General features: G+C 58.8%; 20 protein-coding genes. 7 read left to right on the forward strand and 13 right to left on the reverse strand.

The window, feature by feature from the left end; genetic code table 11:
* The first annotated feature begins 74 nt into the window (after positions 1-74).
* Positions 75-959, forward strand: coding sequence for a glycine--tRNA ligase subunit alpha (locus tag ACHQGU_RS13240; protein WP_061492225.1), 885 nt, complete (start codon positions 75-77; stop codon positions 957-959).
* Positions 960-963: 4 nt separating this feature from the next.
* Complete coding sequence (glyS, locus tag ACHQGU_RS13245; RefSeq protein WP_395495326.1) at positions 964-3024, forward strand: glycine--tRNA ligase subunit beta; 2061 nt, start codon at positions 964-966, stop codon at positions 3022-3024.
* 165 nt (positions 3025-3189) lie between these two features.
* On the opposite strand, the gene ACHQGU_RS13250 is transcribed toward glyS, so the two are convergent.
* The 10 genes from ACHQGU_RS13250 to ACHQGU_RS13295 all read right to left on the reverse strand — a co-directional run bounded on the left by ACHQGU_RS13250 (position 3190) and on the right by ACHQGU_RS13295 (position 13601).
* Positions 3190-3522, reverse strand: coding sequence for a tRNA-binding protein (locus ACHQGU_RS13250; RefSeq protein WP_062142426.1), 333 nt, complete (start codon positions 3520-3522; stop codon positions 3190-3192).
* Positions 3523-3670: 148 nt separating this feature from the next.
* Entirely contained in the window at positions 3671-3838 is a 168-nt protein-coding gene (locus tag ACHQGU_RS13255) for a DUF1328 domain-containing protein (protein ID WP_082779372.1), read from the reverse strand.
* A 188-nt stretch (positions 3839-4026) separates the two neighbouring features.
* On the reverse strand, positions 4027-4791 hold the full coding sequence (locus ACHQGU_RS13260; protein WP_062142424.1) for a hypothetical protein: 765 nt from the start codon (positions 4789-4791) through the stop codon (positions 4027-4029).
* A 117-nt stretch (positions 4792-4908) separates the two neighbouring features.
* Positions 4909-6486 (reverse strand): bifunctional phosphoribosylaminoimidazolecarboxamide formyltransferase/IMP cyclohydrolase, encoded by a 1578-nt coding sequence (gene purH, locus ACHQGU_RS13265; protein WP_395495327.1) that lies wholly within the window; start codon positions 6484-6486, stop codon positions 4909-4911.
* A 93-nt stretch (positions 6487-6579) separates the two neighbouring features.
* Positions 6580-7293: a tRNA (guanine(46)-N(7))-methyltransferase TrmB gene (locus ACHQGU_RS13270; RefSeq protein ID WP_395495328.1), complete on the reverse strand. Its 714-nt coding sequence runs from the start codon at positions 7291-7293 to the stop codon at positions 6580-6582.
* Positions 7294-7307: 14 nt separating this feature from the next.
* The gene (gene metK, locus ACHQGU_RS13275; RefSeq protein ID WP_062142436.1) at positions 7308-8495 is read right to left on the reverse strand and encodes a methionine adenosyltransferase; all 1188 of its coding nucleotides are present in this window, start codon (positions 8493-8495) and stop codon (positions 7308-7310) included.
* A gap of 288 nt (positions 8496-8783) precedes the next feature.
* Complete coding sequence (gene dapB, locus ACHQGU_RS13280) at positions 8784-9578, reverse strand: 4-hydroxy-tetrahydrodipicolinate reductase (RefSeq protein ID WP_395495329.1); 795 nt, start codon at positions 9576-9578, stop codon at positions 8784-8786.
* 6 nt (positions 9579-9584) lie between these two features.
* On the reverse strand, positions 9585-10733 hold the full coding sequence (gene dnaJ / locus ACHQGU_RS13285; RefSeq protein ID WP_062248507.1) for a molecular chaperone DnaJ: 1149 nt from the start codon (positions 10731-10733) through the stop codon (positions 9585-9587).
* Positions 10734-10886: 153 nt separating this feature from the next.
* Positions 10887-12800: a molecular chaperone DnaK gene (gene dnaK / locus ACHQGU_RS13290; RefSeq protein WP_061492219.1), complete on the reverse strand. Its 1914-nt coding sequence runs from the start codon at positions 12798-12800 to the stop codon at positions 10887-10889.
* A 201-nt stretch (positions 12801-13001) separates the two neighbouring features.
* On the reverse strand, positions 13002-13601 hold the full coding sequence (locus ACHQGU_RS13295; protein WP_395495330.1) for a nucleotide exchange factor GrpE: 600 nt from the start codon (positions 13599-13601) through the stop codon (positions 13002-13004).
* Between the two features lie 198 nt (positions 13602-13799).
* Here ACHQGU_RS13295 and ACHQGU_RS13300 point away from each other — a divergent pair, with 198 nt between their 5' ends.
* Positions 13800-14513: a response regulator transcription factor gene (locus ACHQGU_RS13300; RefSeq protein WP_043551284.1), complete on the forward strand. Its 714-nt coding sequence runs from the start codon at positions 13800-13802 to the stop codon at positions 14511-14513.
* Between the two features lie 9 nt (positions 14514-14522).
* Entirely contained in the window at positions 14523-16301 is a 1779-nt protein-coding gene (locus tag ACHQGU_RS13305) for an ATP-binding protein (RefSeq protein WP_395495331.1), read from the forward strand.
* Positions 16302-16303: 2 nt separating this feature from the next.
* On the opposite strand, the gene ACHQGU_RS13310 is transcribed toward ACHQGU_RS13305, so the two are convergent.
* Positions 16304-16675: a Rid family hydrolase gene (locus ACHQGU_RS13310; protein ID WP_062142414.1), complete on the reverse strand. Its 372-nt coding sequence runs from the start codon at positions 16673-16675 to the stop codon at positions 16304-16306.
* A gap of 246 nt (positions 16676-16921) precedes the next feature.
* Between ACHQGU_RS13310 and rapZ the strand changes: the two genes are divergently transcribed.
* Positions 16922-17905 (forward strand): RNase adapter RapZ, encoded by a 984-nt coding sequence (gene rapZ, locus ACHQGU_RS13315; RefSeq protein WP_062273492.1) that lies wholly within the window; start codon positions 16922-16924, stop codon positions 17903-17905.
* A gap of 157 nt (positions 17906-18062) precedes the next feature.
* A complete protein-coding gene (locus tag ACHQGU_RS13320; protein WP_062142434.1) occupies positions 18063-19370 on the forward strand; it encodes a mechanosensitive ion channel family protein in 1308 nt (435 codons plus the stop codon).
* A gap of 24 nt (positions 19371-19394) precedes the next feature.
* On the opposite strand, the gene ACHQGU_RS13325 is transcribed toward ACHQGU_RS13320, so the two are convergent.
* Positions 19395-20435 (reverse strand): sulfate ABC transporter substrate-binding protein, encoded by a 1041-nt coding sequence (locus tag ACHQGU_RS13325; protein ID WP_395495332.1) that lies wholly within the window; start codon positions 20433-20435, stop codon positions 19395-19397.
* Positions 20436-21069: 634 nt separating this feature from the next.
* Here ACHQGU_RS13325 and ACHQGU_RS13330 point away from each other — a divergent pair.
* Positions 21070-22590, forward strand: a complete 1521-nt coding sequence (locus tag ACHQGU_RS13330) for an alginate export family protein (RefSeq protein WP_062142432.1) — start codon at positions 21070-21072, stop codon at positions 22588-22590.
* A 9-nt stretch (positions 22591-22599) separates the two neighbouring features.
* Here ACHQGU_RS13330 and ACHQGU_RS13335 read toward each other — a convergent pair whose 3' ends face one another.
* Entirely contained in the window at positions 22600-23205 is a 606-nt protein-coding gene (locus ACHQGU_RS13335) for a YqgE/AlgH family protein (protein ID WP_062142430.1), read from the reverse strand.
* Positions 23206-23207 lie beyond the last annotated feature (2 nt).

Here is a 23207-nt window from a genome sequence, read left to right on the forward strand (position 1 = left end):
CCCTGTATGGTGTGCCCCGCCGTGCGCGCTCTGCGCACACCCTGATTGTCATACTGCGGAGTTTCACCCTGACCATGGACCCGGCGTCTCCCCGCCCTACCGAGCGGCCTCTTTCTTTTCAGGACCTGATCCTGACCCTTCACCAGTTCTGGTCAAAGCAGGGGTGCGCCATTCTCCAGCCCTATGACCAGGAAATTGGCGCGGGCACGCTTTCCCCCCACACCACCCTTCGGGCTCTGGGCAGCACACCGTGGAAAGCTGCCTATGTGCAGCCCTGCCGCCGCCCGTCCGATGGTCGCTATGGGGAAAACCCCAATCGGCTCCAGCATTATTACCAGTATCAGGTGCTGCTGAAGCCCACGCCGGAAGAAAGCCAGAAACTCCTGCTGGACAGCTACCGCGCCATCGGGATTGACCCGGACCGGCACGACATCCGCTTTGTGGAAGATGACTGGGAAAACCCGACCATCGGCGCATGGGGGCTGGGCTGGGAAGTGTGGTGTGACGGGATGGAAGTCACCCAGTTTACCTACTTCCAGCAGGTGGGCGGTATTCCGGTGGTACTGCCTTCCACGGAACTGACCTACGGGCTGGAACGTCTGGCCATGTATGTGCAGGGCGTCGAGAACGTCTATGACCTCGATTACAACGGGACCGGCCTGACCTACGGCGATGTCTTTCTGCGTGCCGAGCAGGACTATTCCCGCCATAACTTTGAGCTGGCGGATACGGAACTGCTGTTCCGCCATTTTGCCGATGCAGAAAAAGAAAGTGCGGCCCTGGCGGAAGCCGGTGTAGCGCAGCCTGCCTATGACCAGTGCCTGAAGGCCAGCCATCTGTTCAACCTGCTGGATGCGCGCGGCGTGATCAGCGTGAGCGAGCGCGCCGCCTATATTGGCCGTGTGCGGACACTGGCAAAACTGTGCTGTGAGACCTGGCTGGCTGGCGAGGACAAATAAGATCATGCCCGAACTGCTGATAGAACTTTTTTCAGAAGAAATTCCCGCTCGCATGCAGCAGCAGGCGGGTGAGCATCTGCTGCGCCTGCTGTCTGAAGCTCTGGCCCCGCTGAACCCGAAAGACGCTGTGGCCTATACCGGCCCGCGCCGTATTGCGGCCTCCTGCACGCTGGACGCCAACGTGCCCGGCCGCACGGTGTCTGAACGCGGCCCGCGTGAAAGTGCGCCGGAAAAGGCCCTGCAAGGCTTCACCCGCAAACACGGGGTGACGCAGGATGTCCTGACCCTGCAAAACGGCTTCTGGGTACTGGAGCGGGAAGAACCCGCCATCAGCGCCAAAGAGCATATTGCTGCCATCATGCCGGACCTGCTGCGCCGCTTCCCATGGCCGAAATCCATGCGCTGGGGCCAGGGGAGCGCCTTTACATGGGTGCGCCCGCTGCGTCGCATTCTGTGCATTCTGGATGGTGAGACGGTGCCGTTCTCTCTCGCACAGGGTGACGATAACGGCCACAACCTCCAGTCTGGCAACCAGACGGAAGGCCATCGCTTCCTCTCCCCCGGTGCGGTGACTGTCAGCAGCGCTGCGGAATGGCAGGACACACTCAAGGCCCGCCATGTGCAGGTGCATGCAGCAGACCGCCGGGAAACCATCATTACAGGCCTGACGGCCCTTGCCTCATCAGAAGGTCTGGCCCTTGTGCCGGATTCCGGGCTGGTGGATGAAGTCGCCGGGCTGGTGGAATGGCCAGTGCCGTTCCTTGGCCGGATTGACGAAAAATACATGGATCTGCCCGCCGAGGTGATGCAGGTCTCCATGCGCGTCAACCAGCGTTATTTTGCCCTGCGCAATGGTGATGGGTCCGCCGCCCCGCGCTTTGCCTTTGTGGCCAATATTGTCCCGGCAGATGACGGCACGCTGATTGTGACCGGCAATGAGCGCGTGCTGCATGCCCGTTTTGCGGATGCGCGCCACTTCTGGGATCTGGACCGCAAGCAGACCCTCGCCTCTCGCCTGAGCGCGCTGGACGCCATCACCTTCCACGCCAAACTTGGCAGTCAGGGTGACCGCACGCGCCGTATGGTGCGTCTGGCCGGGCTGATTGCTCCGATGGTTGGAGCCTCCAAAGCGGACTGTGAACGCGCCGCCGAACTCAGCAAAACGGATCTGACCACCGGCATGGTCGGGGAATTCCCGGAACTGCAGGGCGTAATGGGGGGCTACTACGCGCAGCATGACGGCGAAACGCCTCCTGTCTGTCAGGCTATAAGCGAGCAGTATATGCCACGCGGCCCCGGCGACACGGTGCCGACTGCTCCGGTTTCTGTCGTGATGGGTCTGGCAGACCGGTTTGACATGCTGGCCGCGTTCTTTGCCGCGGGTGAAAAACCGTCCGGCTCGGGCGACCCCTTCGGTCTGCGCCGCGCGGCTCTGGGCATTATCCGCCTGATCCGTGAAAACGGTCTGCGTCTGGATCTGGTCAAACTGTTCCTGCTGGCTGCTGAAGCACTGCCGGAATCCCTGCGCGATGCGCCGGATCTGGCTCTGTTGCCGCAGTTTATGGCTGAGCGCCTGCGTGTCCAGCTGCGCTCGGAAGGCGCACGGTATGACTGCCTTGCCGCTATTTCCACCGGCAATACCGATACGGACATCACCCGCCTTCTGGCCCGCGCACAGGCGCTGGAAACCATGCTGGAAACGGAAGACGGCAAGAACCTGCTGGCCGCGACCCGTCGCGCTGCCAATATCCTGCGGATTGAAGACCGCAAGGATGGTCCGCATGAAGGCGCGCCGGACCCGGCCCTGTTTGCTCAGCCGGAAGAACAGGCACTAGCCGCCACGCTGGACCGGGTTGAACCGGCTGTGGAAAAGGCGTTTGCAGAAGAACGCTTTACCGACGCCATGCGGGAAGCCGCCAGCCTCCGCGCACCGCTGGACAAGTTCTTTGAGGACGTCACCGTTAACGCGCCGGACGCTCCGCTGCGCCTCAACCGCCTGCGGTTGCTTTCACGTCTGGTGCGGATGATGCGTCTGATTGCGGATTTCAGCCAGATTGAAGGCTAAGCGACCTTCCTTTTGAAGGAACGCTGAACAGAGAAAGAGAGACGTGACGGTTTGCCGCGTCTCTCTTTTTTATGAGCTATCGGGACTTTTTCTCTCCCTAGCTTCATGCACCATCGAGATTTTATCGCTCGAATGGCTGCACCCAGGAAGCTTTTTAGCGCAGCCTCAACTCAGCCGGGTGCCATTGGGCACAGGCCTTTCCAGACCCGCCAGCACGACGCCCTCTTCCGTTTCAAACCCTGACAGCAGGAACTCGGAACGAAACGGGCCGATCTGCTTTTCCGGAAAATTGATAATCCCGATAATCTGCCGCCCGATAAGCATTTCGGGCGTGTAGAGGCGTGTCACCTGTGCGCTGGTTTTACGCTCCCCATAGGGCCCAAAATCCACCCAGATTTTATAGGCAGGCTTCCGTGCTTCCGGAAACAGCTCTGCACGGAGGATCGTCCCCGCCACAATCATCACCTTTTCAAAATCTGACCAGCTAATCTGTTCCATAGGGTCCTCTTTTGCGCCTGAAAGCCTGAGCTTTTTTAAACGGTCCCATTAAAGGCAGGCCCATAAAAAAAGCGTGTAGCCTGAAGAGACCACACGCTTTCCTATTTTTAATCAGCCTCGAAGATCCTTGAGGACAAACCCCTCACTACTATGTGGGTGTACGACCAAAGAAGAAGCTGACCACCAGCAGCACCACAAAAATAAACAGCAGAATTTTAGCAACACCAGCAAAGCTGGAGGCGGCGCCACCAAACCCGAACAGGGAGGCAATCAACGCCAATATCAGAAAGGTCAGAACCCACCGTAAAATAGCCATCTCGTCTCTCCTTAAGAACTCCGCAGTTGCTCCGGAAGAGCACTCCGGCTTTGCGCTTCCCCCAATCCAACGCAGGGATGCTCAAAAAGTTCTCTCGGTTCAGAAACGAGACGCAGCAGACACAAACCTGATGCTATCCGACAACCCCGAGCACAGCATCAGGCCCGAGGCGCATTCAAACGGACCTGTTAGTGACCTTCAGACCCCGGAATAATATCATACCCGGCACTGCCCGGAGCCGGACCCGGCGGGGGCGCATTCCCTACTGCAACCCCAACCATCTGGTTGGAAGCCGGACCGATTTCCCGTGCGTCGATAGCTACACCCAGTTCCCCACTGCTGCCCGTGCCGACGGCATAAAGCGTCTGACCCGGTTTGAGCCATGCAGCCAGACGCGTGGCCTCACGCGGGGGGAGATAAATAACGGAATGATCTTTCAGCACCGCGCCGTTCAGCTGGCCGTCCAAATCATAGAGCGGCATCCAGACCTCGCCATGCAGCACCAGATCGGGGCCTGCAATCATCTCGGTAGACTGGCGAGGCATGGCAATAAAGGTGTCCTGCATGCCCCGGCCACGCGGGCTGGTGAGGCCAAAAGCGCGGATAATGGGCAACGTGCGGCCCTTCAGTCCACGGATATCGACGGTATCACCGGGTTTGATCAGACCGGCCAGCGTATGACCCTGATCCGGAGAGATGAACACCTGCGTGCCATCATGCAGAATGAACCCGACCACACTCCCGTGGGAGGACGGCAGAAACTGCGACACCTGCCCACTAAAATGCGGCAGGCCTGAGAGGTCATAAACCCCGTCAGCTTCCTTTTCCGTCACCGTCTGGTGAGAAGCGAAGTTTGCCGCATTCTGCTGCCCGGCGGGTGCCTTATGGGCAGGAGCCGCAACGGCTACAGAAGAAGCCAGAAGGAAAGCTGGAAGGGAGAACAGATGGCGCATGGATCAACCGATTAGAGAAGTCTGGCCTGAGGCTTTACGGACCTCAGGCCAGAATAAGGAAGACTGTGCGCCATTGTTCGTCAGGAACGCGCGTCCGGCAAGAGCCGGAAAAGCGTGTCAGTGGCGGAAATGACGCATACCAGTAAAGACCATGGCAATACCCGCAGCATCCGCCGCAGCAATCACCTCATCATCCCGGATGGAGCCACCCGGCTGAATCACAGCGGTCGCCCCTGCGGCCACAATGGTTTCCAGCCCGTCTGCAAACGGGAAGAACGCGTCAGACGCGGCCACAGAACCCTGCGTGAGCGGTGCGTCCAGCCCGGCAGCCTTAGCGGCTTCCCCGCTTTTGCTGGCGGCGATACGGGCGGAATCAACGCGGCTCATCTGGCCGGCGCCAATCCCCACCGTGGCATCGTTTTTGGCGTAGACAATGGCGTTGGACTTCACGTGTTTGGCCACACCGAAGGCAAAGATCAGGTCTTCCATTTCCTGCGCGGAGGGGGCGCGTTTGGTCACCACACGCAGGGACTCGGGTTTGATCTGCCCGTTATCACGCGTCTGCGCCAGAAAACCACCGGCTACAGACCGCACAACCACACCAGATGCTGCGGCATCCGGCAGGCCACCCGTCAGCAGCAGGCGCAGGTTTTTCTTGCGGGCCAGAATGGTTTTGGCCTCTTCATCCGCATCCGGAGCGACGATGACCTCAGTGAAAATACCAGCGATTTTGGTCGCCGTTTCCGCGTCCAGCGTGCGATTAAGGGCCACAATGCCACCAAAGGCCGACACAGGGTCACAGCGCAGCGCATTCTCCCAGCAGGCAGACAGCGTGTCACCCACAGCCACACCGCACGGGTTAGCGTGTTTGACAATCACCACAGCCGGACGGTCAAACTCGGCCACAGCTTCAAACGCCGCATCGGTATCGTTGATATTGTTGTAGGACAGAGCCTTGCCCTGCACCTGCACAGCCGTCGCCACACCGGGACGTGTGCTGCCATCCTTGTAGAAGGCAGCCTGCTGATGCGGGTTTTCGCCATAACGCAGCACTTCTGCCCGCTGGCCAGCCAGCACAAAGCGTTCCGGCAGCGTGTTCTGTGCCTGCGCGGCAAACCATGCTGCAATGGCGGCATCATAAGCGGCAGTACGGGCATAAGCAGCACCGGCGTAGGCACGGCGCTGTTCAAGCGTGCTGCCACCCTGCCCCAGAGCCTCAATCAGCCCGGCATACTGAGCGGTATCCGTCAGCACCACCACGTGACCGTGGTTCTTGGCTGCGGCGCGAATCAGTGCGGGGCCGCCAATATCGATATTTTCAATGCAGTCTTCAGCGCCAGCGCCGGAGGCAACCGTTTTTTCAAACGGGTAGAGATTGACCGCGACCAGATCGATCGGAGCAATCTTGTGCTCTTCCATCTGAGCGACATGAGCTGGCAGATCGCGCCGCCCAAGAATACCGCCGTGGATCTGCGGCACGAGCGTTTTCACGCGGCCATCCAGAATTTCCGGGAACCCGGTGTGATCAGACACCTCGGTGACGGGAAGACCAGCTTCACGCAGAGCGCGGGCAGAGCCACCTGTGGAAAGGATTTCCGCACCGTGCGCAACCAGCGCGCGACCGAGGTCAAGAAGCCCCGTTTTGTCGGAAACAGAAATTAACGCGCGGCGCACGGGTTGCGTCGTCTGGCTCATGGTCGGACCTTTCGCACGGCTAAACCTGATTTCAAAGCGGCTCATTAGCTAACAAGCCGCCCAAGAGCAACCTTATGCGCCCCGGAAAAGGTCTTAACGGCGCGTAAAGGTCCAGTAGAGCGGCTGACGACCTGCTGCGATGGCTTTCGCTTCGTAACGGGTGGGGAACCAACCTTCCGGCCGTTCGGAAACGGGCGGCGGGGCTTCAAAAAACGGTTGTGCCGCCATGACTTCCTCAACCCATGCCTGATAGGTCGGATCATCACTCGCTACGCGCCACACAGCACCGGGCTTGAGCACACGGGCCACAAGGCTTACATTTTCCGGATGCATGAAGCGTCGCTTGGCATGACGGGCCTTGGGCCATGGGTCCGGGAACATCAGAAACAGCCGGTCCACAGAGGCATCCGGCAGCGCACGCAGCAGTACGCGGGCATCATCATCCCACAGACGCAACATCTCGGGGATGGCGGACGTCGCCTCCTCTCCAACCGGCACAAAGCGGGTCAGCAGAGAACACAGGCCGTTATCAAAAACTTCAGAGGCAATATAGCCAACATCGGGGTGGGCATTATGCTGCCCGACCACGTGTTCCCCGCCACCAAATCCAACTTCAAACCAGATTTGCTGTGGCGGGCGGCCAAAGGCTGTGGCCGGGTCCGCTGCGCGATCCAGCGGAAAGCGCAGGCGGGGCAGCGCCTCATCTAGAAGGCGCTGCTGACGGGGACGCAGCGAATGGCCGCGCGGTCGCCCATAAAGTCGTTCGGGCGACGGCTTAACGTCCGGTGCGCGCACTTCCTCCGTCATCGTGTCGTCAGACCTTAGCGGTTGAAGGCGCCACGCAGGGCATCCACCAGATCGGTGCGCTCCCACGTAAAGTCATCACGCGCATCATCCGGCGTACGGCCAAAGTGACCATAAGCAGACGTCTGTGCATAAATCGGGCGGTTCAGACGCAGGTGCTTACGGATACCACGCGGGGAGAGATCCATGACCTCACGCAGCACGGAACCCAGACGGGCTTCGTCCACATCCTTGCCGGTGCCATCCAGATCCACATAAACGGACAGAGGATGAGACACGCCAATGGCGTAAGAGACCTGAAGCGTGCAACGCTCTGCCAGACCAGCAGCCACAACGTTCTTGGCCAGATAGCGGCAGGCATAGGCTGCGGAACGGTCAACCTTTGTGGGGTCCTTACCGGAGAATGCGCCGCCGCCATGAGGCGCTGCACCACCGTAGGTGTCCACAATGATTTTACGCCCCGTCAGACCGCAGTCACCATCCGGACCGCCGATGACGAAGATACCGGTCGGGTTGACGTAGAACTCGTCTTCCGGCGGCATCCAGCCTTCCGGCAGCACATTGCGCACAATGTCACCCAGTTCTTCACGCAGCTTCTGCTGGCTTACGCCTTCATCATGCTGGGTGGAGATCACCACGGACGTGGCGCCAACGGGGCGACCATTGGAATAGCGCAGTGTGACCTGGCTTTTGGCATCCGGCTGCAGGCCGGCTGCACGCGGGTCACCCGCACGGCGCAGGTCACGAATTTCGTGCAGAATGCGGTGTGCATAATAAATGGTGGCCGGCATCAGAGTGTCGGTCTCGGTGGACGCGTGACCGAACATGATGCCCTGGTCGCCAGCGCCTTCATCTTTCTCGCCAGCACTGTCCACGCCCACTGCAATATCAGCAGACTGAGCGTGCAGGTAATTAGCCGCGTCAGCCGTACGCCAGGAGAACCCTTCCTGATCGTAACCAATGTCCTTCACTGCATCGCGCGCTGCCTGAATCAGGCTGTCGGATGTGATGGAAGAAGGGCCGCGAACCTCGCCAGCCAGGATGATCCGGTTTGTGGTCACCATGGTTTCACAGGCCACGCGGGCTTCCGGGTCCGCTGCAAGATAAGCATCCAGAACAGTATCGCTGATCCGGTCCGCAACCTTGTCGGGATGACCTTCGGAAACAGATTCCGAAGTGAACAGGAAATCGCCGTCTTTACGCATGATGGTGCCGTCTGCCCCACGCACTAGTGAATTAGGAATTGTGACCGCCACCTTTAAGAAAAGGCGACGGGATCGTGTGGCGGAATAGTGGCCAATGGTCAAGTGTATTGCGGCTATGCAGCCATCAGGACCATATTCCTGCTGGCTTGCAGCGGGCATTTTTCCAGTATCTGCCAGCCCTTATTCTGCGGCGCAGACCGCAGAATTCAGCCCTTTAGAAGCGGATAAAAGAAAATATCACGATAGGAAATGTGAATAAGGTCAGGTCTTAAAAAAAGTGCAATGCCTTTAGCAAGGCGGCAGACCGAGCACCTCTTCCATCCCATAATATCCAGCCGGACGGTCCTGCACCCAGAGAGCTGCCCGCACCGCACCGGTGGCAAACACCCGCCGATCAAACGCCCGATGGGTCAGGGTAATCTGCTCATCCGCAGAGGTAAACAGAACCTCATGCTCTCCCACAATCTGCCCACCGCGCAGCGCTGCAAACCCAATGGCGCCCGGCTTGCGCGGGCCGGTATGGCCGTCACGCCCGCTCTCCTTCACATCGGTCAGCGCCACGCCACGGCCTTTTGCCACGGCCTCACCAATGGCCAGCGCGGTGCCGGACGGCGCATCGACTTTCTGCCGGTGATGCATTTCCACAATCTCGGCATCATAAGACTCGGCAGGGAGCGCCTGCCCCATCATCTGCGCCAGACGACGCACCAGCGTGACGCCAGCCGAAAAATTGGCTGCATGCACAACCCCGATGGTCTCCGCTGCCTTCAGGACAGCCGCCTGTTGCGGCTCAGAAAGCCCGGTCGTGCCTAGCACCCACGCCGTATCGTGGTCCGCCAAAGCCTGCGCATGCGGGATAGCGGTGTCTGCATGGGTGAAGTCAATCACCACATCACTCACTGCTGCCAGACCGGCCATGTCCGTAAACAGAGCAAGCCCGTCCGGCAGGCCGGTCGCTTTCGCTTTATCGCGCACAGTGCCGCCTGCCAGCACAGCACCCGCAGCCTGCACCTCTTCCACCAGCAAACGACCTACGCGCCCGGTAATCCCGGCAATGCCGATACGCAGCCCTTGATCTGTCATGCCGGATCAGCCCTTATTTTCGAAAAAATCCCGAACGCGTGCAAAGAAGCCCGTATGTTCGGGGCTACCCTTCACGTTCTCACCGGCTTCTTTTTCAAACTCTTCCAGCAGCTCTTTCTGGCGTTTGTTCAGATGCTGCGGGGTTTCCACCGTCACCTGAATATACATATCGCCACGCGCGCTGGAGCGCAGAACGGAGAAGCCTTTGCCGCGCAGGCGGAAATGCGCCCCAGTCTGCGTGCCTGCCGGGATTTTCACCTTGGCGCGGTTGCCATCAATCACCGGCACTTCAATTTCTGTGCCCAGAGCGGCCTGCCCCATACGGAGCGGCACGCGGCAATAAACGTTGGCGCCGTCACGCTGGAAAATCCCATGCTCTGAAACAGAGACATGCACATAGAGATCACCCGCAGGCACACCCTGCCCACCAGACTCGCCTTCGCCCGTAATGCGGATACGCGTGCCGTCTTCCACACCGGCGGGGATCTGCACAGCGAGGGTCCGTTCTTTTTCGACCGTCCCTTCCCCATGGCAGACCTTACAGGGGTCTTTCACAACGCGTCCGGCCCCGTGGCAGGTCGGGCAAGGCCGTTCCACCACAAAGAAGCCCTGCTGCGCCCGCACCTTGCCCGCGCCATGGCAGCTCGGGCAGGTTTCCACGCCAGCTTCCCCGGCGTTGGACCCGGTGCCGTGGCAGGACTCACACGCCACGCGCGTAATAATTTTTACGTCTTTTTTCACGCCGGAGAAGGCTTCTTCCAGCGTGATTTCAACATGAGTCTGGATGTCATTACCCGTGCGGGCACGGCCACCGCCACGGCGGCCACCCATCATGTCGCCAAACATCTGCTCGAAGATGTCGCCCAGACCACCACCGCCACCAAAGCCGTTGAAGTCGAAGCCGCCGGGGCCACCGCCACCGCCGTTTTCAAAGGCTGCATGACCAAAGCGGTCATAAGCTGCGCGCTTCTGCTCATCTTTCAGGACATCATATGCCTGATTGATTTCCTTGAACTTTGCTTCGGCAGCTTCATCCCCTGGGTTACGATCGGGGTGATATTTCATGGCCAGTTTACGATAAGCCTTCTTGAGTTCATCGGATGAAACCGTCCGGCTAACTTCAAGAATTTCGTAATAATCAATCTTGGTGGCCATGGAAGTCCTCTTGCAGGAAACTGCCTTTTACAAAAGCGCAGCAGATGTCTGAAAATGACAAACGGCGTCCGCCTTCCAGGAAGCGCGGACGCCGGAGAAAAAAGCCGTTACCACCCTGCGTCAAGCAAGGTGGCAGCGGGTTAAAGCGTCCGATCAGGACTTTTTGTCGTTCACGTCTTCAAAGTCCGCATCGACGATCTTTTCGTCGTTCGGCTTGGCACCAGCAGCACCAGCTTCACCTTCCGGCGCGCCTTCACCAGCCTGACCAGCCTTGTATACGGCTTCGCCCACCTTCATGGCAGCCTGCGTCAGACGATCGCTGGCCGTCTTGATGGCTTCGGCATCGGTGCCTTCCAGAGCGGTTTTGACAGCGGCAATCGCGCTTTCAGCTTCCGTCTTGTCAGCAGCCGGAACCTTGTCGCCAGCTTCCGTCAGAGACTTTTCGACCTGATGCACGAGGCTTTCTGCGTTATTCCGCACTTCAACCTGTTCGCGCTTGGCTTTATCGGCTTCAGCATTCGCTTCAGCGTCTTTCACCATCTTGTCGATGTCGCTGTCGGACAGACCACCAGAGGCCTGGATCTTGATCTGCTGTTCCTTACCGGTCGCCTTGTCCTTAGCGGACACGGACACAATGCCGTTGGCGTCGATATCGAACGTCACTTCAATCTGCGGCACACCACGCGGAGCCGGGGCAATACCCGTCAGGTCGAAGTTCCCCAGCAGCTTGTTATCAGCCGCCATTTCACGTTCGCCCTGATAGACCTTAATGGTCACAGCGTTCTGGTTGTCTTCCGCCGTGGAGAAGGTCTGGCTCTTCTTGGTCGGGATCGTCGTGTTCCGGTCGATCAGACGGGTGAAGACACCACCCAGCGTTTCGATACCCAGAGACAGCGGCGTTACGTCCAGAAGCAGAACGTCTTTCACGTCACCCTTCAGAACGGCACCCTGAATAGCAGCACCAATGGCGACCACTTCATCCGGGTTCACGTTACGGGCCGGGTCTTTACCGAAGAACTGCTTAACAGCTTCGATCACCTTCGGCATACGGGTCATACCACCGACGAGGATGACTTCATCCACTTCGGAAGCAGACACGCCAGCGTCTTTCAGAGCGGCCTTACAGGGTTCCAGCGTGCGCTGAATCAGGTCATCAACAAGGCTTTCCAGCTTGGCGCGGGTCAGCTTCAGCACCAGATGCTTCGGACCGGAAGCGTCTGCGGTGATGAACGGCAGGTTGATTTCCGTTTCCTTGGAGGAAGACAGTTCGATCTTCGCTTTTTCAGCAGCTTCCTTCAGGCGCTGCAGAGCCAGCTTGTCAGACCGCAGGTCGATGCCCTGCTCACGTTTGAACTCGTCAGCCAGATAGCCGATGATGCGGTTATCGAAGTCTTCACCACCCAGGAACGTATCACCGTTCGTGGATTTCACTTCGATCACGCCGTCAGAAATTTCCAGAACGGAAACGTCGAACGTGCCGCCACCAAGGTCATACACAGCCACCGTGCCGCCGCTTTTCTTTTCCATGCCATAGGCAAGGGCAGCAGCCGTCGGTTCGTTGATGATACGCAGGACTTCAAGACCAGCAATACGACCGGCGTCTTTGGTAGCCTGACGCTGGGCATCGTTAAAGTAAGCCGGCACCGTAATAACGGCCTGCGTCACTTTTTCACCGAGGTAAGCCTCAGCGGTTTCTTTCATCTTGCCGAGCACGAAAGCGGAAATCTGGGAGGGGGCATATCCTTTGCCGCGCGCCTCGACCCACGCATCGCCGTTGTCACCTTTGACAATGGCGTAGGGGACCATTTCCTTGTCTTTCTGCACGGTCGGATCATCATACCGGCGGCCGATCAGACGCTTGACCGCGTAGAGCGTGTTCGTCGGGTTGGTAACAGCCTGACGTTTAGCCGCCTGCCCGACCAGCATTTCACCACCTTCGGTGAAAGCGACCATGGACGGGGTGGTGCGAGCACCTTCGCTGTTTTCAATAACGCGGTTTTCATTGCCTTCACGCACTGCAACGCAGGAGTTGGTCGTGCCGAGGTCAATACCAATAACTTTACTCATGTCTGCTCCTTTAAGCGACCCGGTCTGGCCCGAAGCACCGGACGGGGTCCTATCTCTTCCGGCCTGCTTTCACGCTGAAAACCGGCCATGAATGTTAAGTCTGATGTATGGTGCCCCAAAACCTCTTTCAAGGTCCAGACACCGGGCGGGAAACAATTTTTTCCATCTCCCGCCCGGTATCCGGGGCACTCTCGGCCGGATTTATTCTCCGGCCTTAGCCACCACCACCATGGCCGGCTTCAGCAGGCGGCCATGCAGCGTCCATGTCGGGGTCCAGGCCTGCATGACCGTTCCCGGTGCATGCTCAGCGCTGGGCTGTTCCGCCATAGCCTGATGCAGGTTGGCGTCAAACGCCTTGCCGGACGGGTCATCACACTTGATGCCATGCCGTTCCAGAATGGAGATAAAGGACCGTTCGGTGCTTTCAATCCCCTCACGCATTTTGGTGATGACCGTATCTTCACCTTCCTGCGCAGGCGGCAGGCTGGAGAGCGCGCGGCGCATGTTTTCAGCCGCTTCCACCACATCCCGTGCAAATTTCTGCACGGCATACTGGCGGGCATCATCCACATCGCGCTTGGCGCGGGTGCGCAGGTTCTGGTTTTCAGCCTCAGAACGCAGCCACTTTTCCTTCATCTCGGCAGCTTCCTGCTCGAGCTCGGCAATACGCTGCTCGACAGGAGACTGCTCGGTTGCCTGTTCTGCCCCGGCTTCGGCGGCGTCCTGAGGCGGGGCGGCGTGGTCGGACGCAGCCGGTGCGGCCTGCGTCTCAACCTGTGTGGGATCTGTATCTTGGGTCATGCTTCAAGAAGTAAGCAACGTGATGGGACGCGACAAGACCCGCAACGCCTGCCATGCTGATTTTGCAACCAATTTTACAAGCGCGCCGCAACGTGCTCAAAAATTGGACAAACTGAAAACCGTTGCCCATAGCGCACGGGCGAGGATGCGCGTATGCTGACTGGCTTGCGCTGACCGCGAGGAAGGAAAACGCATACCATGGCAGACCGCACCAAGCAGACGATTGCTCTGGTTGATGACGACCGTAATATCCTGACGTCGGTCCAGATGACTCTGGAGGCGGAGGGCTTTCACGTCCGCACCTATACCGATGGCGAATCGGCCTTACAGGGCCTGACAGCCTACCCGGTTGATCTGGCCGTGCTGGACATCAAGATGCCCCGCATGGACGGCATGGAACTGTTGCAGCGCCTGCGGGCCCGCTCCCATCTGCCGGTGATCTTCCTCTCCTCGAAAGATGAGGAAGTGGACCAGCTGATGGGCCTCCGCCTTGGCGCGGATGACTATATTACCAAGCCCTTCTCCCAACGCCTGCTGCTGGAACGCATCCGCGCCCTGCTGCGCCGGAACGAGGCCAGCCGTGCGGAAGCCAGCGGCGCACCTGCTGGGGGCGCTCTGGTGCGCGGCGCGCTTTCTCTGGATGAGTTGCGCCATAAATGTACGTGGAACGGGGAAGATGTGCCGCTGACGGTCACGGAATTCCTGCTGGTCAAGACGCTCGCCATGCGTCCCGGCCTCGTCAAATCACGCGATCAGCTGATTGATGCCGCCTATGGTGACACCGTGTATGTGGATGACCGCACCATCGACAGCCACATCAAACGGGTACGGAAAAAATTCCGGCAGGTGGATGACAATTTCAATCAGATTGAAACGCTGTACGGCATTGGCTACCGCTATAAAGAAGACTGAGACCGGTGCATGACCAGCCGGAAACGCATGTCTGTCTCTTCCACCCTGTCCTCCGGGCTGCGGCGCATCCGCATTCCCGGTCAGGCGCCCCGCAAAGGCGGAGTGGAAGCCACAGCCGCCTATGAGGCCTCCCGCACCCGGCTGATCTCCCCGCTCATGCGGCGCATCATGCTGGTCAATGTGCTGCCGCTGGTGCTGCTGGCTATCACCATGCTGTTCCTCAACCAGTTTCGGAACAGTTTGCTGGCAACGGAAGTCACCGGCCTGCGGGAGCAGGCCCGTATTTATGCAGGCGCATTGGGGCAGATTGCCGTGCGCAGCAATCATACCCATGGAGCCGGACCGGATGGGTTCACGCTTGAATCCGCTCTGGCCCGCCCCCTGCTGCTCCGGCTGACCGAACCCAGCCCGAACGCCCACGCCCGCCTGTTTGGCCCGGACGGCCAGTTACTGGCTGATAATCTGGCCGACCAGCTAACAGCCCCTCAGCGCGCCACACCCCCTGCCCATTCCGATGACCATCAGCCGCCGCCTTTTCATCGCCTGCACCCGCCACCGGGTTTGTATGAACGGCTTCTGACCTGGCTCTGGAGCAGCCACAGTTCCAGCATTGTTACGCTGGACACCAATGAGGCGGACATACCGGCAGACCCGGCCCGCCCCACGGATGCCAACGGCACATTCTCCCGCCCTCCGCCGGAAGCACCGCCCTATATCCGGCGCACGGCGAATAATCGACTAATTATCACGGTCGCTGAACCGGTGATTCATGAAGGCCGGACGGTTGGCATCATTCAGCTCACCCGCGCTGCCTCTCAGGTGGACCGGGCGCTGTTTGCCATCCGCTCTTCCATTCTCTCCCTGTTCCTGATGGTGCTGGTCATTACCGTGCTGCTCTCATGGTATCTGTCGCTCACCATCGCCCGCCCGCTGCTGCGGCTGGCAGCGTCGGCACAGATCATGCGCGAGTCTTCAGGCCGCACCGGCACCGTGCCGGCCCGCCTGCTGGCACGACGGGATGAGATTGGGGATCTGGCCCGTGCGCTTCAGGCCAGCGCGCAGGCGTTGTGGAAGCGGATGGACGCCATTGAGCGTTTTGCCGCGGATGTCAGCCACGAGATCAAAAACCCGCTCTCCTCCATCCGCTCGGCCATTGAGACCCTGCTGCGGATTGAAGACCTCAACCAGAAACACCGTCTGCTGACCATTATCAATGATGACGTGCTGCGTCTGGACCGCCTGATTACCGATATTTCCGACGCCAGCCGACTGGATGCTGAAATGTCCCGCGCGCAGACGGAGGCCATCTCAGTTGTGCCGCTCCTGTCTGTTCTGGCGGAAATCCATCAGGCCACCCGCAAGGAGGGTGAGCCGATTATCCTGACGCACAGTGAAGGCGATTCACCAGAGCATCCGCTCAGGGTCCTGGCGGTGGAAGATCGTCTGGTGCAGGTGCTGCGCAATCTGATTGGGAACGCTATTTCCTTCTCTCCCCCCAATGGCCGCATTCTGCTGGAGGCCGTGCCGGTGGGAAATATGGTGGCGCTGTCCGTCTCTGATGAAGGGCCGGGTATCCCTCAGGCCAAGCTCGATTCCATTTTTGACCGTTTTTATTCTGAACGTCCGAAGGAAGAGCATTTTGGCCAGCATTCCGGTCTGGGCCTGTCGATCAGCCGCCAGATTGTGGATGCCCTGCATGGCACAATTTCTGTGGAAAACCGGCATGATGCGCAAGGCCACGTTGCCGGTGCACGCTTTACAGTCCGCCTGCCCCGCGTGATGGCCTGAACTCAGACCAGACCCGGTTCAACGCCCAGTTCAAACTCGATCTTGACGTGGGGATTGGCAAATTTCTTCACCCACATCAGCGTCACAGACGGGGAAATGGCGGAAAAAACATGCCGCAAGGTGGGGAAACAGGACGGAAAATCCCGCGTATCTGAGACCAGATAGGTCACCCGCGTCACATCCTGCATGGAATAGCCATAATCGGCCAGTAAAGTCGCTCCAGCATCCAGAGCAGTGCGACATTGCTCCGCAATGCTCTCGCCTTCCGGATGCGGCGCACAAAGACCGGAGATTTTGAGCCCCCCGGAAATGCGCTCTACTCTGGCGTGCGACCCAGAGAGGTGATGTGCACTGTTTTGAACGGTGTTCCCCATGGCCTCACAGCATACTGCGGCGCCCCGACGGACGGCAAATTTCTCTTTCGTAACAAACAAATAACTTAAAATCTGGTATAGTCCAGCCGTTTTGCTCTGCAACACCTGCCAGCATCCATGCGCTGTTGTGTGTTGCGCAGTCAGGACTGACCGGAGCATAATACGGCCTCGGAAGTCAGGGAAAGGCTTTATTCACGCCGCTGACGGGTCCGAAGGCGTCACGACACTGAAGGGGAAACAGCTGTAATGCGCACGGTGGATGATACCCTTGTCCCACGCCGCATCCTGCTGGTCTCTGGCCTGTCTGGTGCCGGAAAGTCTTCCATTCTGCGCATTCTGGAAGACCTTGATCACGAGGTGATCGACAACCCTCCGCTTGGTATGCTGGATGATATTGTCGCCCGCGCCGAACGCCCCGTTGCTATTGGTGTGGATTCCCGCACCCGTGGGTTTGATGCCTCCGCCGTTCTGGAAGCACTCGCCCGCCTGCGTATGAACCCCAATCTGCGGGTGGAACTGATTTACGCCACGGCGGAAGAAAGCGTTCTGCTCCGCCGCTATACTGCCACGCGCCGTCGCCATCCGCTGGCCCTGCATGGCAGCATTAAAGAAGGTATTGAGGAAGAAACCGCCCTGACCGCCCCGCTGCGTGCGGCGGCTGATCTGGTGATTGATACCTCCGACATGCCCCCGCCTGAACTGCGCCAGTTTGTGGAAAGCCGCTTCAGCCCGTGGGAAGGCGCTGCGGGTGAAGGGCTGACGGTCGCCCTGATGTCCTTCGCCTACCCGGCCGGCCTGCCGCGTGAGGCGGATATTGTGCTGGATGCGCGCTTTTTAAGAAATCCACATTACGACCCGGCTCTGGCTCCCAAAACCGGGCTGGATGCGGATGTGGCTGCCTACGTGGCCGAAGACAGCGATTATCTGCCGTTCCTCAACCAGATTCATGGCCTGCTTCAGCTCGTCCTGCCGCGTTTTGTGCAGGAAGGCAAAAAATATGCTACCATTGCTATTGGCTGTTCAGGCGGTCGCCATCGGTCAGTGACCCTGGTGGAAGCTCTGGCCAAACGGCTTTCCGCGCCAGATGGCATGGGAAATTATCAGGGGTCTGGCCAGTGGCCCATCATGATCATGCACCGGGAACTTGCCCGGCTTGGTCTGGGTTCATGGCGGTGGGCACGCAAACCCGCTGACGCCTCCAACACGGAACCGGCCTCTCCGGTTTCCTGATCCGCCCCGGCGCACCGTACGCCAGCCTTTGGGGCCGCGTCCCGCAGCATCGGGCACGCACAGCTAAACTCATCCGACCGTCATGCGTTTTATCCGTGAGGGAAAGCGCAATCTGATGCTGTCCATTGTCTTATTTGAGGATAATTTTTCTCTTTTCATGTCTATTTCAGAAACGGCCCTGACGCATGATCCGCTTGCCAGAACGGTTCAGAACCAGTTGACCCCTGCGGTCACCTTTTTCCGAAGCTGGTTGAGCTGGCTGCCTGCGTCCCTCGTCTCCCTGCTGGTGCTCTTTCTTGTCGGGCTGGTAGCGGCCATGCTGAGCAGGCTGGTGACAGACCGTATTCTGATGCGCATTCCCGGTGCGCGGCGGGGCGCGTTTGTCCGCTCCCTCACCAAATCTCTCCGGCGGCCTGTGCGGCTGACCGTCGTTATCATGGCCATGGGGCTGGCTCTTCCGGCGTGCGGTCTGCATGGCGACCTGCTGGACAGTGTGACTCACCTGCTGCTCATGACTTTTGTGGCGGTGATGGGATACGGCACCATCGTAACAGTCCGGCTGGTCTCCGATGCCTATCTGTCCCGCTTTGCGGAAGCGGATCAGGATGATGATATTCTGGCCCGTAAACACGCCACACAGGTCCGGCTGCTGCGGCGAGCGGCAGAAATTCTGATCGGCATGCTGACCGTCAGCGCCGAACTGATTACCTTTGAGCCGGTGCGGGAATATGGGCTGAGCCTGTTTGCCTCGGCGGGCGCGGCCTCTCTGATTGTCGGTCTGGCGGCCCGCCCCATTCTGGCCAACCTGTTTGCGGGTGTGCAGATTGCCATGACACAGCCAATCCGGATGGGAGATCTCATCGCCTTTCAGGGCGACTGGACCTGGGTGGAGGAAATTACGTCCACCTATGTTGTTCTGCGGTCCTGGGACTGGCGTCGGCGCATTGTGCCCATCGCCTTCTTTCTGGATACACCGTTTGAAAACTGGACCTACAATTCTGCGGAACTGATTGGCGCGGTCTATCTCTATGTGGATTACCGCACCCCCATGGACCGCCTGCGCACCAAACTTGAAGAGATTGTCCGCGCCTGCCCCCAATGGACTGGCAAAGACTTCAGCGCACAGGTCGCGGATTGTAACGACCAGACCATGATGATCCGCGTCACAGCCAGCGCCCGCACAGCCATCCGCAGCTGGGATCTGCGCTGTGAAATTCGGGAAAAAATCATTCAGTGGATGTGTGAGGAATGCCCGGAAGCCCTGCCCCGCAATCGGTTTGCGCTGGCTCCGGTCGGTCTGGGGGAACAGCAGCCGCCTATTCCGTTCTCCCCCACGTCCCCGCCGGGCGCCATGCCCTATGGCCCGTTTAACGCGCCCCCGGCATGGGCCTCCGCAACCGCGCCAGCGGGGAGAGCCATGCCGGACATGGCCCCTCCACCGCCGTCTGCTTTCAGGCCTTTATAACCCCCGCAGAGAACGGGCTTAGTGTTAGCCCTGTGAAATCTGGTCGAATACGCCGCCTTCACTAAAATGCTTTTTCTGGACGGCAGCCCAGCCACCCAGACTGGCGATATCGAATGTTTCAACCTTGGGGAAACGCACCGTATTTTCCGCAGCAACGGCGGCATCAACCGGGCGGAAATAATGCTTCGCACCAATCCGCTGCCCTTCGGGTGAGAACAGAAAGTTCACGTAAGCCTGTGCCTGAGCCTGCGTGCCATGTTTGGCAACATTGCTGTCCACCACAGCCACCGGCGGTTCTGCCAGAATGGTGAGGTTGGGCACCACGAGGTCAAACTGATCCGGCCCGATATCCTTTGTGGCCAGCAGGGCTTCATCCTCCCATGCCAGCAGCACGTCGCCCAGACCGCGTTGCACAAAGCTGTTTGTCGCCCCGCGCGCGCCAGTATCCAGCACGGGCACGTGGCTGAACAAGGCTTTCAGATACGCCCGCGCCGTCTCTTCCGACCCGCCCGGCTGCTTCAGCGCCCAGCCCCATGCGGCCAGATAATTCCACCGTGCGCCACCAGAGGTTTTCGGGTTGGGAGTCACGACTTTCACGTCATCCCGCACCAGATCGCTCCAGTCCTGAATTTTCCTGGGATTTCCCTTGCGCACCAGAAACACAATCGTGCTGGTATAGGGTGTGGCGTTATGCGGCAGGCGTGTCTGCCAGTCGGCCGCCAGCAAGCCATGCTGCGCCAGAATATCAATATCGTAAGCCAGCCCTAACGTGACGACATCCGCCGGAGCGCCTTCCAGCACAGACCGCGCCTGGGCACCGGACCCGCCATTGGAGGTGCGGACAAACACAGATTCACCCGGATGCGCCTTGGCCCAGAAGGCTGCGAACGCACGGTTGATCTCGGTATACAGCTCTCGTGTCGGGTCATAAGACACATTCAGCAGTTGCGCACTTGCTGCGGAGGAAGAGGAAGCCCACAGCCCTCCCCCGGCAACAAGCCCGCCCACCAGAGACGTCGCACCCAGAAAAGAGCGCCGGGATAGAAGGGGGGATTTATGGGTCATGTCAGTCTCTCCGCACTACCAGAGGCCCCGCCTGACCGAAACAGGCACTCACGGCACGGCCCCTTCAGATTCCTAATTCACGATATCATGCGCGCTAATTTTCCAGACAGCAATATACATTTTATTTCGTTTTTTAAATTTGCCTTTTTCACTTTATAGCCCAGCAAACTCCTGCCACGAAAAATTGAAGAATTTCTTTTTTTTCAAAAGAGACACACGCATCAGCCTCTCTCCATTCGGCTAAAAATTTAATACGATATTTTATCGTTTTCTATATTGCGATTTAGATCGTGTTATGTTTAATTCACAAAATACGAATTAGTTTAGTGTTTATGAACCCCTCATAATCCCGGCTTTCCGCTCCTCTTTGGAAAATCTCATGGTTCGCCTCAGCTCTCACGCTTCGTTCGCCGGGAAACCGGGCTTGCCTCGCGCCCTCCTGCTAGCCTCTGCTGTAGCGTCTTCCGCTCTTTCACTGCCCTGTGCCATGGCGCAGCCGGGAACAGATTCTGCTTCTCCTGCCACACCACACGCAACCACGCAGAAAAGCGTGAGCAAGCCTGCTTCTGTCTATCTGCCGCATGACCGTGAGCGGATTGTGGTCACGCCCTCTGCCAGCCAGCTGCCTCCGCCCATGCCGCCTGTGGTGCTGTATCCCCATGCCAACCCCGTCGGCCAGCCGGTCCGTACAACAGGTGTGCAGGGGCGTGTCTCCGGGCATCAATATGACTGGGGCGTGTTCAACCGTGGCAATGGTGAAGCTGCGGGTTTTGGCCCGGTTGGCCAATATGGTGTTGCCCCCTGGGCGGAGGACTGGAGCCGCCTGCGGGACAAATCCAAACGGAAAGACCCGTTTGACCTGATCAAATATATTGCCCTGAATGAAAGTGGCTCAATATGGCTCAGCTTTTCAGGTGAGACACGCCTGAGAAACTGGTTTGAAAGCCGCCCCAACCTCGGCACGCAGCACAACAATGATTCCGGGCGCTTTGCAGTCCGTAACCTGTATGGCGCGGATCTGCATCTGGGGTCTCACGTCCGGCTGTTCGGTCAGCTTGTCAATGCTGATGCCGCAGGCTGGAACGGGTATGGCTACGGCACAACCTATCGCAAACGGCTTGATGCCCAGCAGGCTTTTATTGAAACCAAATGGTCCATGCTGGGGGCCAAAAGTGGCTTTATGTTCGGGCGGCAGCAGTTTCTGGATGCCCCCTCCTACATGCTATACAACCGGGAAACGCCCAACGTACCGCTCTCATGGAACGGCTTTCGGGCTTACATGGTCTGGCCCCGTATCCGCATTGATGGCTGGGATTTTGTGCAGACCAATGACAGCCAGAACAAGATGTTCCACGATACGGAAAACTATAATACCCGCCTCTATGGTTTTAACATGACATGGGCCCCGCCGGATGGCCGCTTTATGGGCGACAGATACAATTCCTTTCTGGATGTATTTTATGTTGGCTATAAGCTCTCCGGCTCGTCCGGGGCTATTGCCACCGCCACTGGCAGCCAGAACGGGTCCAATACCCGCAACAATTTTGGTGTGCGCTGGCATGGGATTGCCGGCCCGTTTGAATTTTCTCTTGGCGGCATCTGGCAGGGCGGCGTCTTCAAATACGCCAAAACCAATCAGTCCCGAAATGTGAGTGCCTATGCGCTGAATACACTGGTGGGCTACCGTATTCCGAATGATCGCTTTCATACGTTCGCAGGATTACAAACGGATGTGTATTCCGGCGGCAATGCCCGCAAAACGTCCGGCGCGATTGGCACCTACATCTCGCCCTTCAACCCGCAGACAAACTATCTGGACACCACGACGTATATGACAGGCTCAAACCTGATCAGCGTAGCACCTCTGATCCGGGCAACATTCCTGAAATCTCTGAGTTTTCAGGTAAAATATCCACTGTTCTGGCGCTACAGCCCGAATGACCCTGTTTACAAATCTTCCGGGTCTTACAGCTTCCCTTATCAGTTCAAGGGTAAGTTTGTGGGGATGGCCCCACAGGCGTCTCTTGCTTGGCAGATCAACACCCATCTGTCCTGGACGCAGTATGTCTCACGCTTCATGACGTCCAACGCACTGAACCGCGCAGGCGGCTCAAGCGGCACCTATTACCAGTCCAATTTCGTGTTTCGCTTTTAAGCCAAAGCCTCAGGCGTGACCGGCGCGTCCGGTCAGCCGAATGGGGTCGATATTGATGGAGGCCAGAGCCTGCCGCCATTTGGCAGCATGGTCATGCCCGAACACAATCTCCCGGCTGGCCGGGGCCAGCAGCCAGGCATCATGCTGGAAAATTTCCTCTTCCAGCTGCCCGGCCTCCCAGCTTGCATGCCCCATGGCCAGCAAGGCATCCCGCGGGCCACCGCCCTCGGCAATCTCCCTCAGCACATCCAGACTGGCCGTGAGCGTGGCTGCGCCCGTGACCGGCATACTGCCCTCGCCTTTCCAGTCGGAAGAATGCAGGACAAAGCCACGCGCCTCCTCCAGCGGCCCACCGGCACACAGGCCAAGCCGGCGCAATGGGGGTGCCGGAGGAATTTCCAACTGTTCAAGCAGGTCTTCAAAACCCGGTTTGGGCAGGCGACGATTAATGACAAGCCCCATTGCGCCCTCACCCGAGGCATGCGCGCAAAGATATATGACACTTCTGTCAAAAGGAGTTACGCTGAGGGCTGGCGTTGCCACCAGAAGCAGGCCGGTTAACGTCCCGCCGGGGCGGACTGAGCGTTCAAGAAGGGAAACATGCGGAAAAGCCATAC

This window comes from Acetobacter sp. KSO5 (assembly GCF_044094635.1).
GTDB lineage: Bacteria > Pseudomonadota > Alphaproteobacteria > Acetobacterales > Acetobacteraceae > Acetobacter > Acetobacter cerevisiae.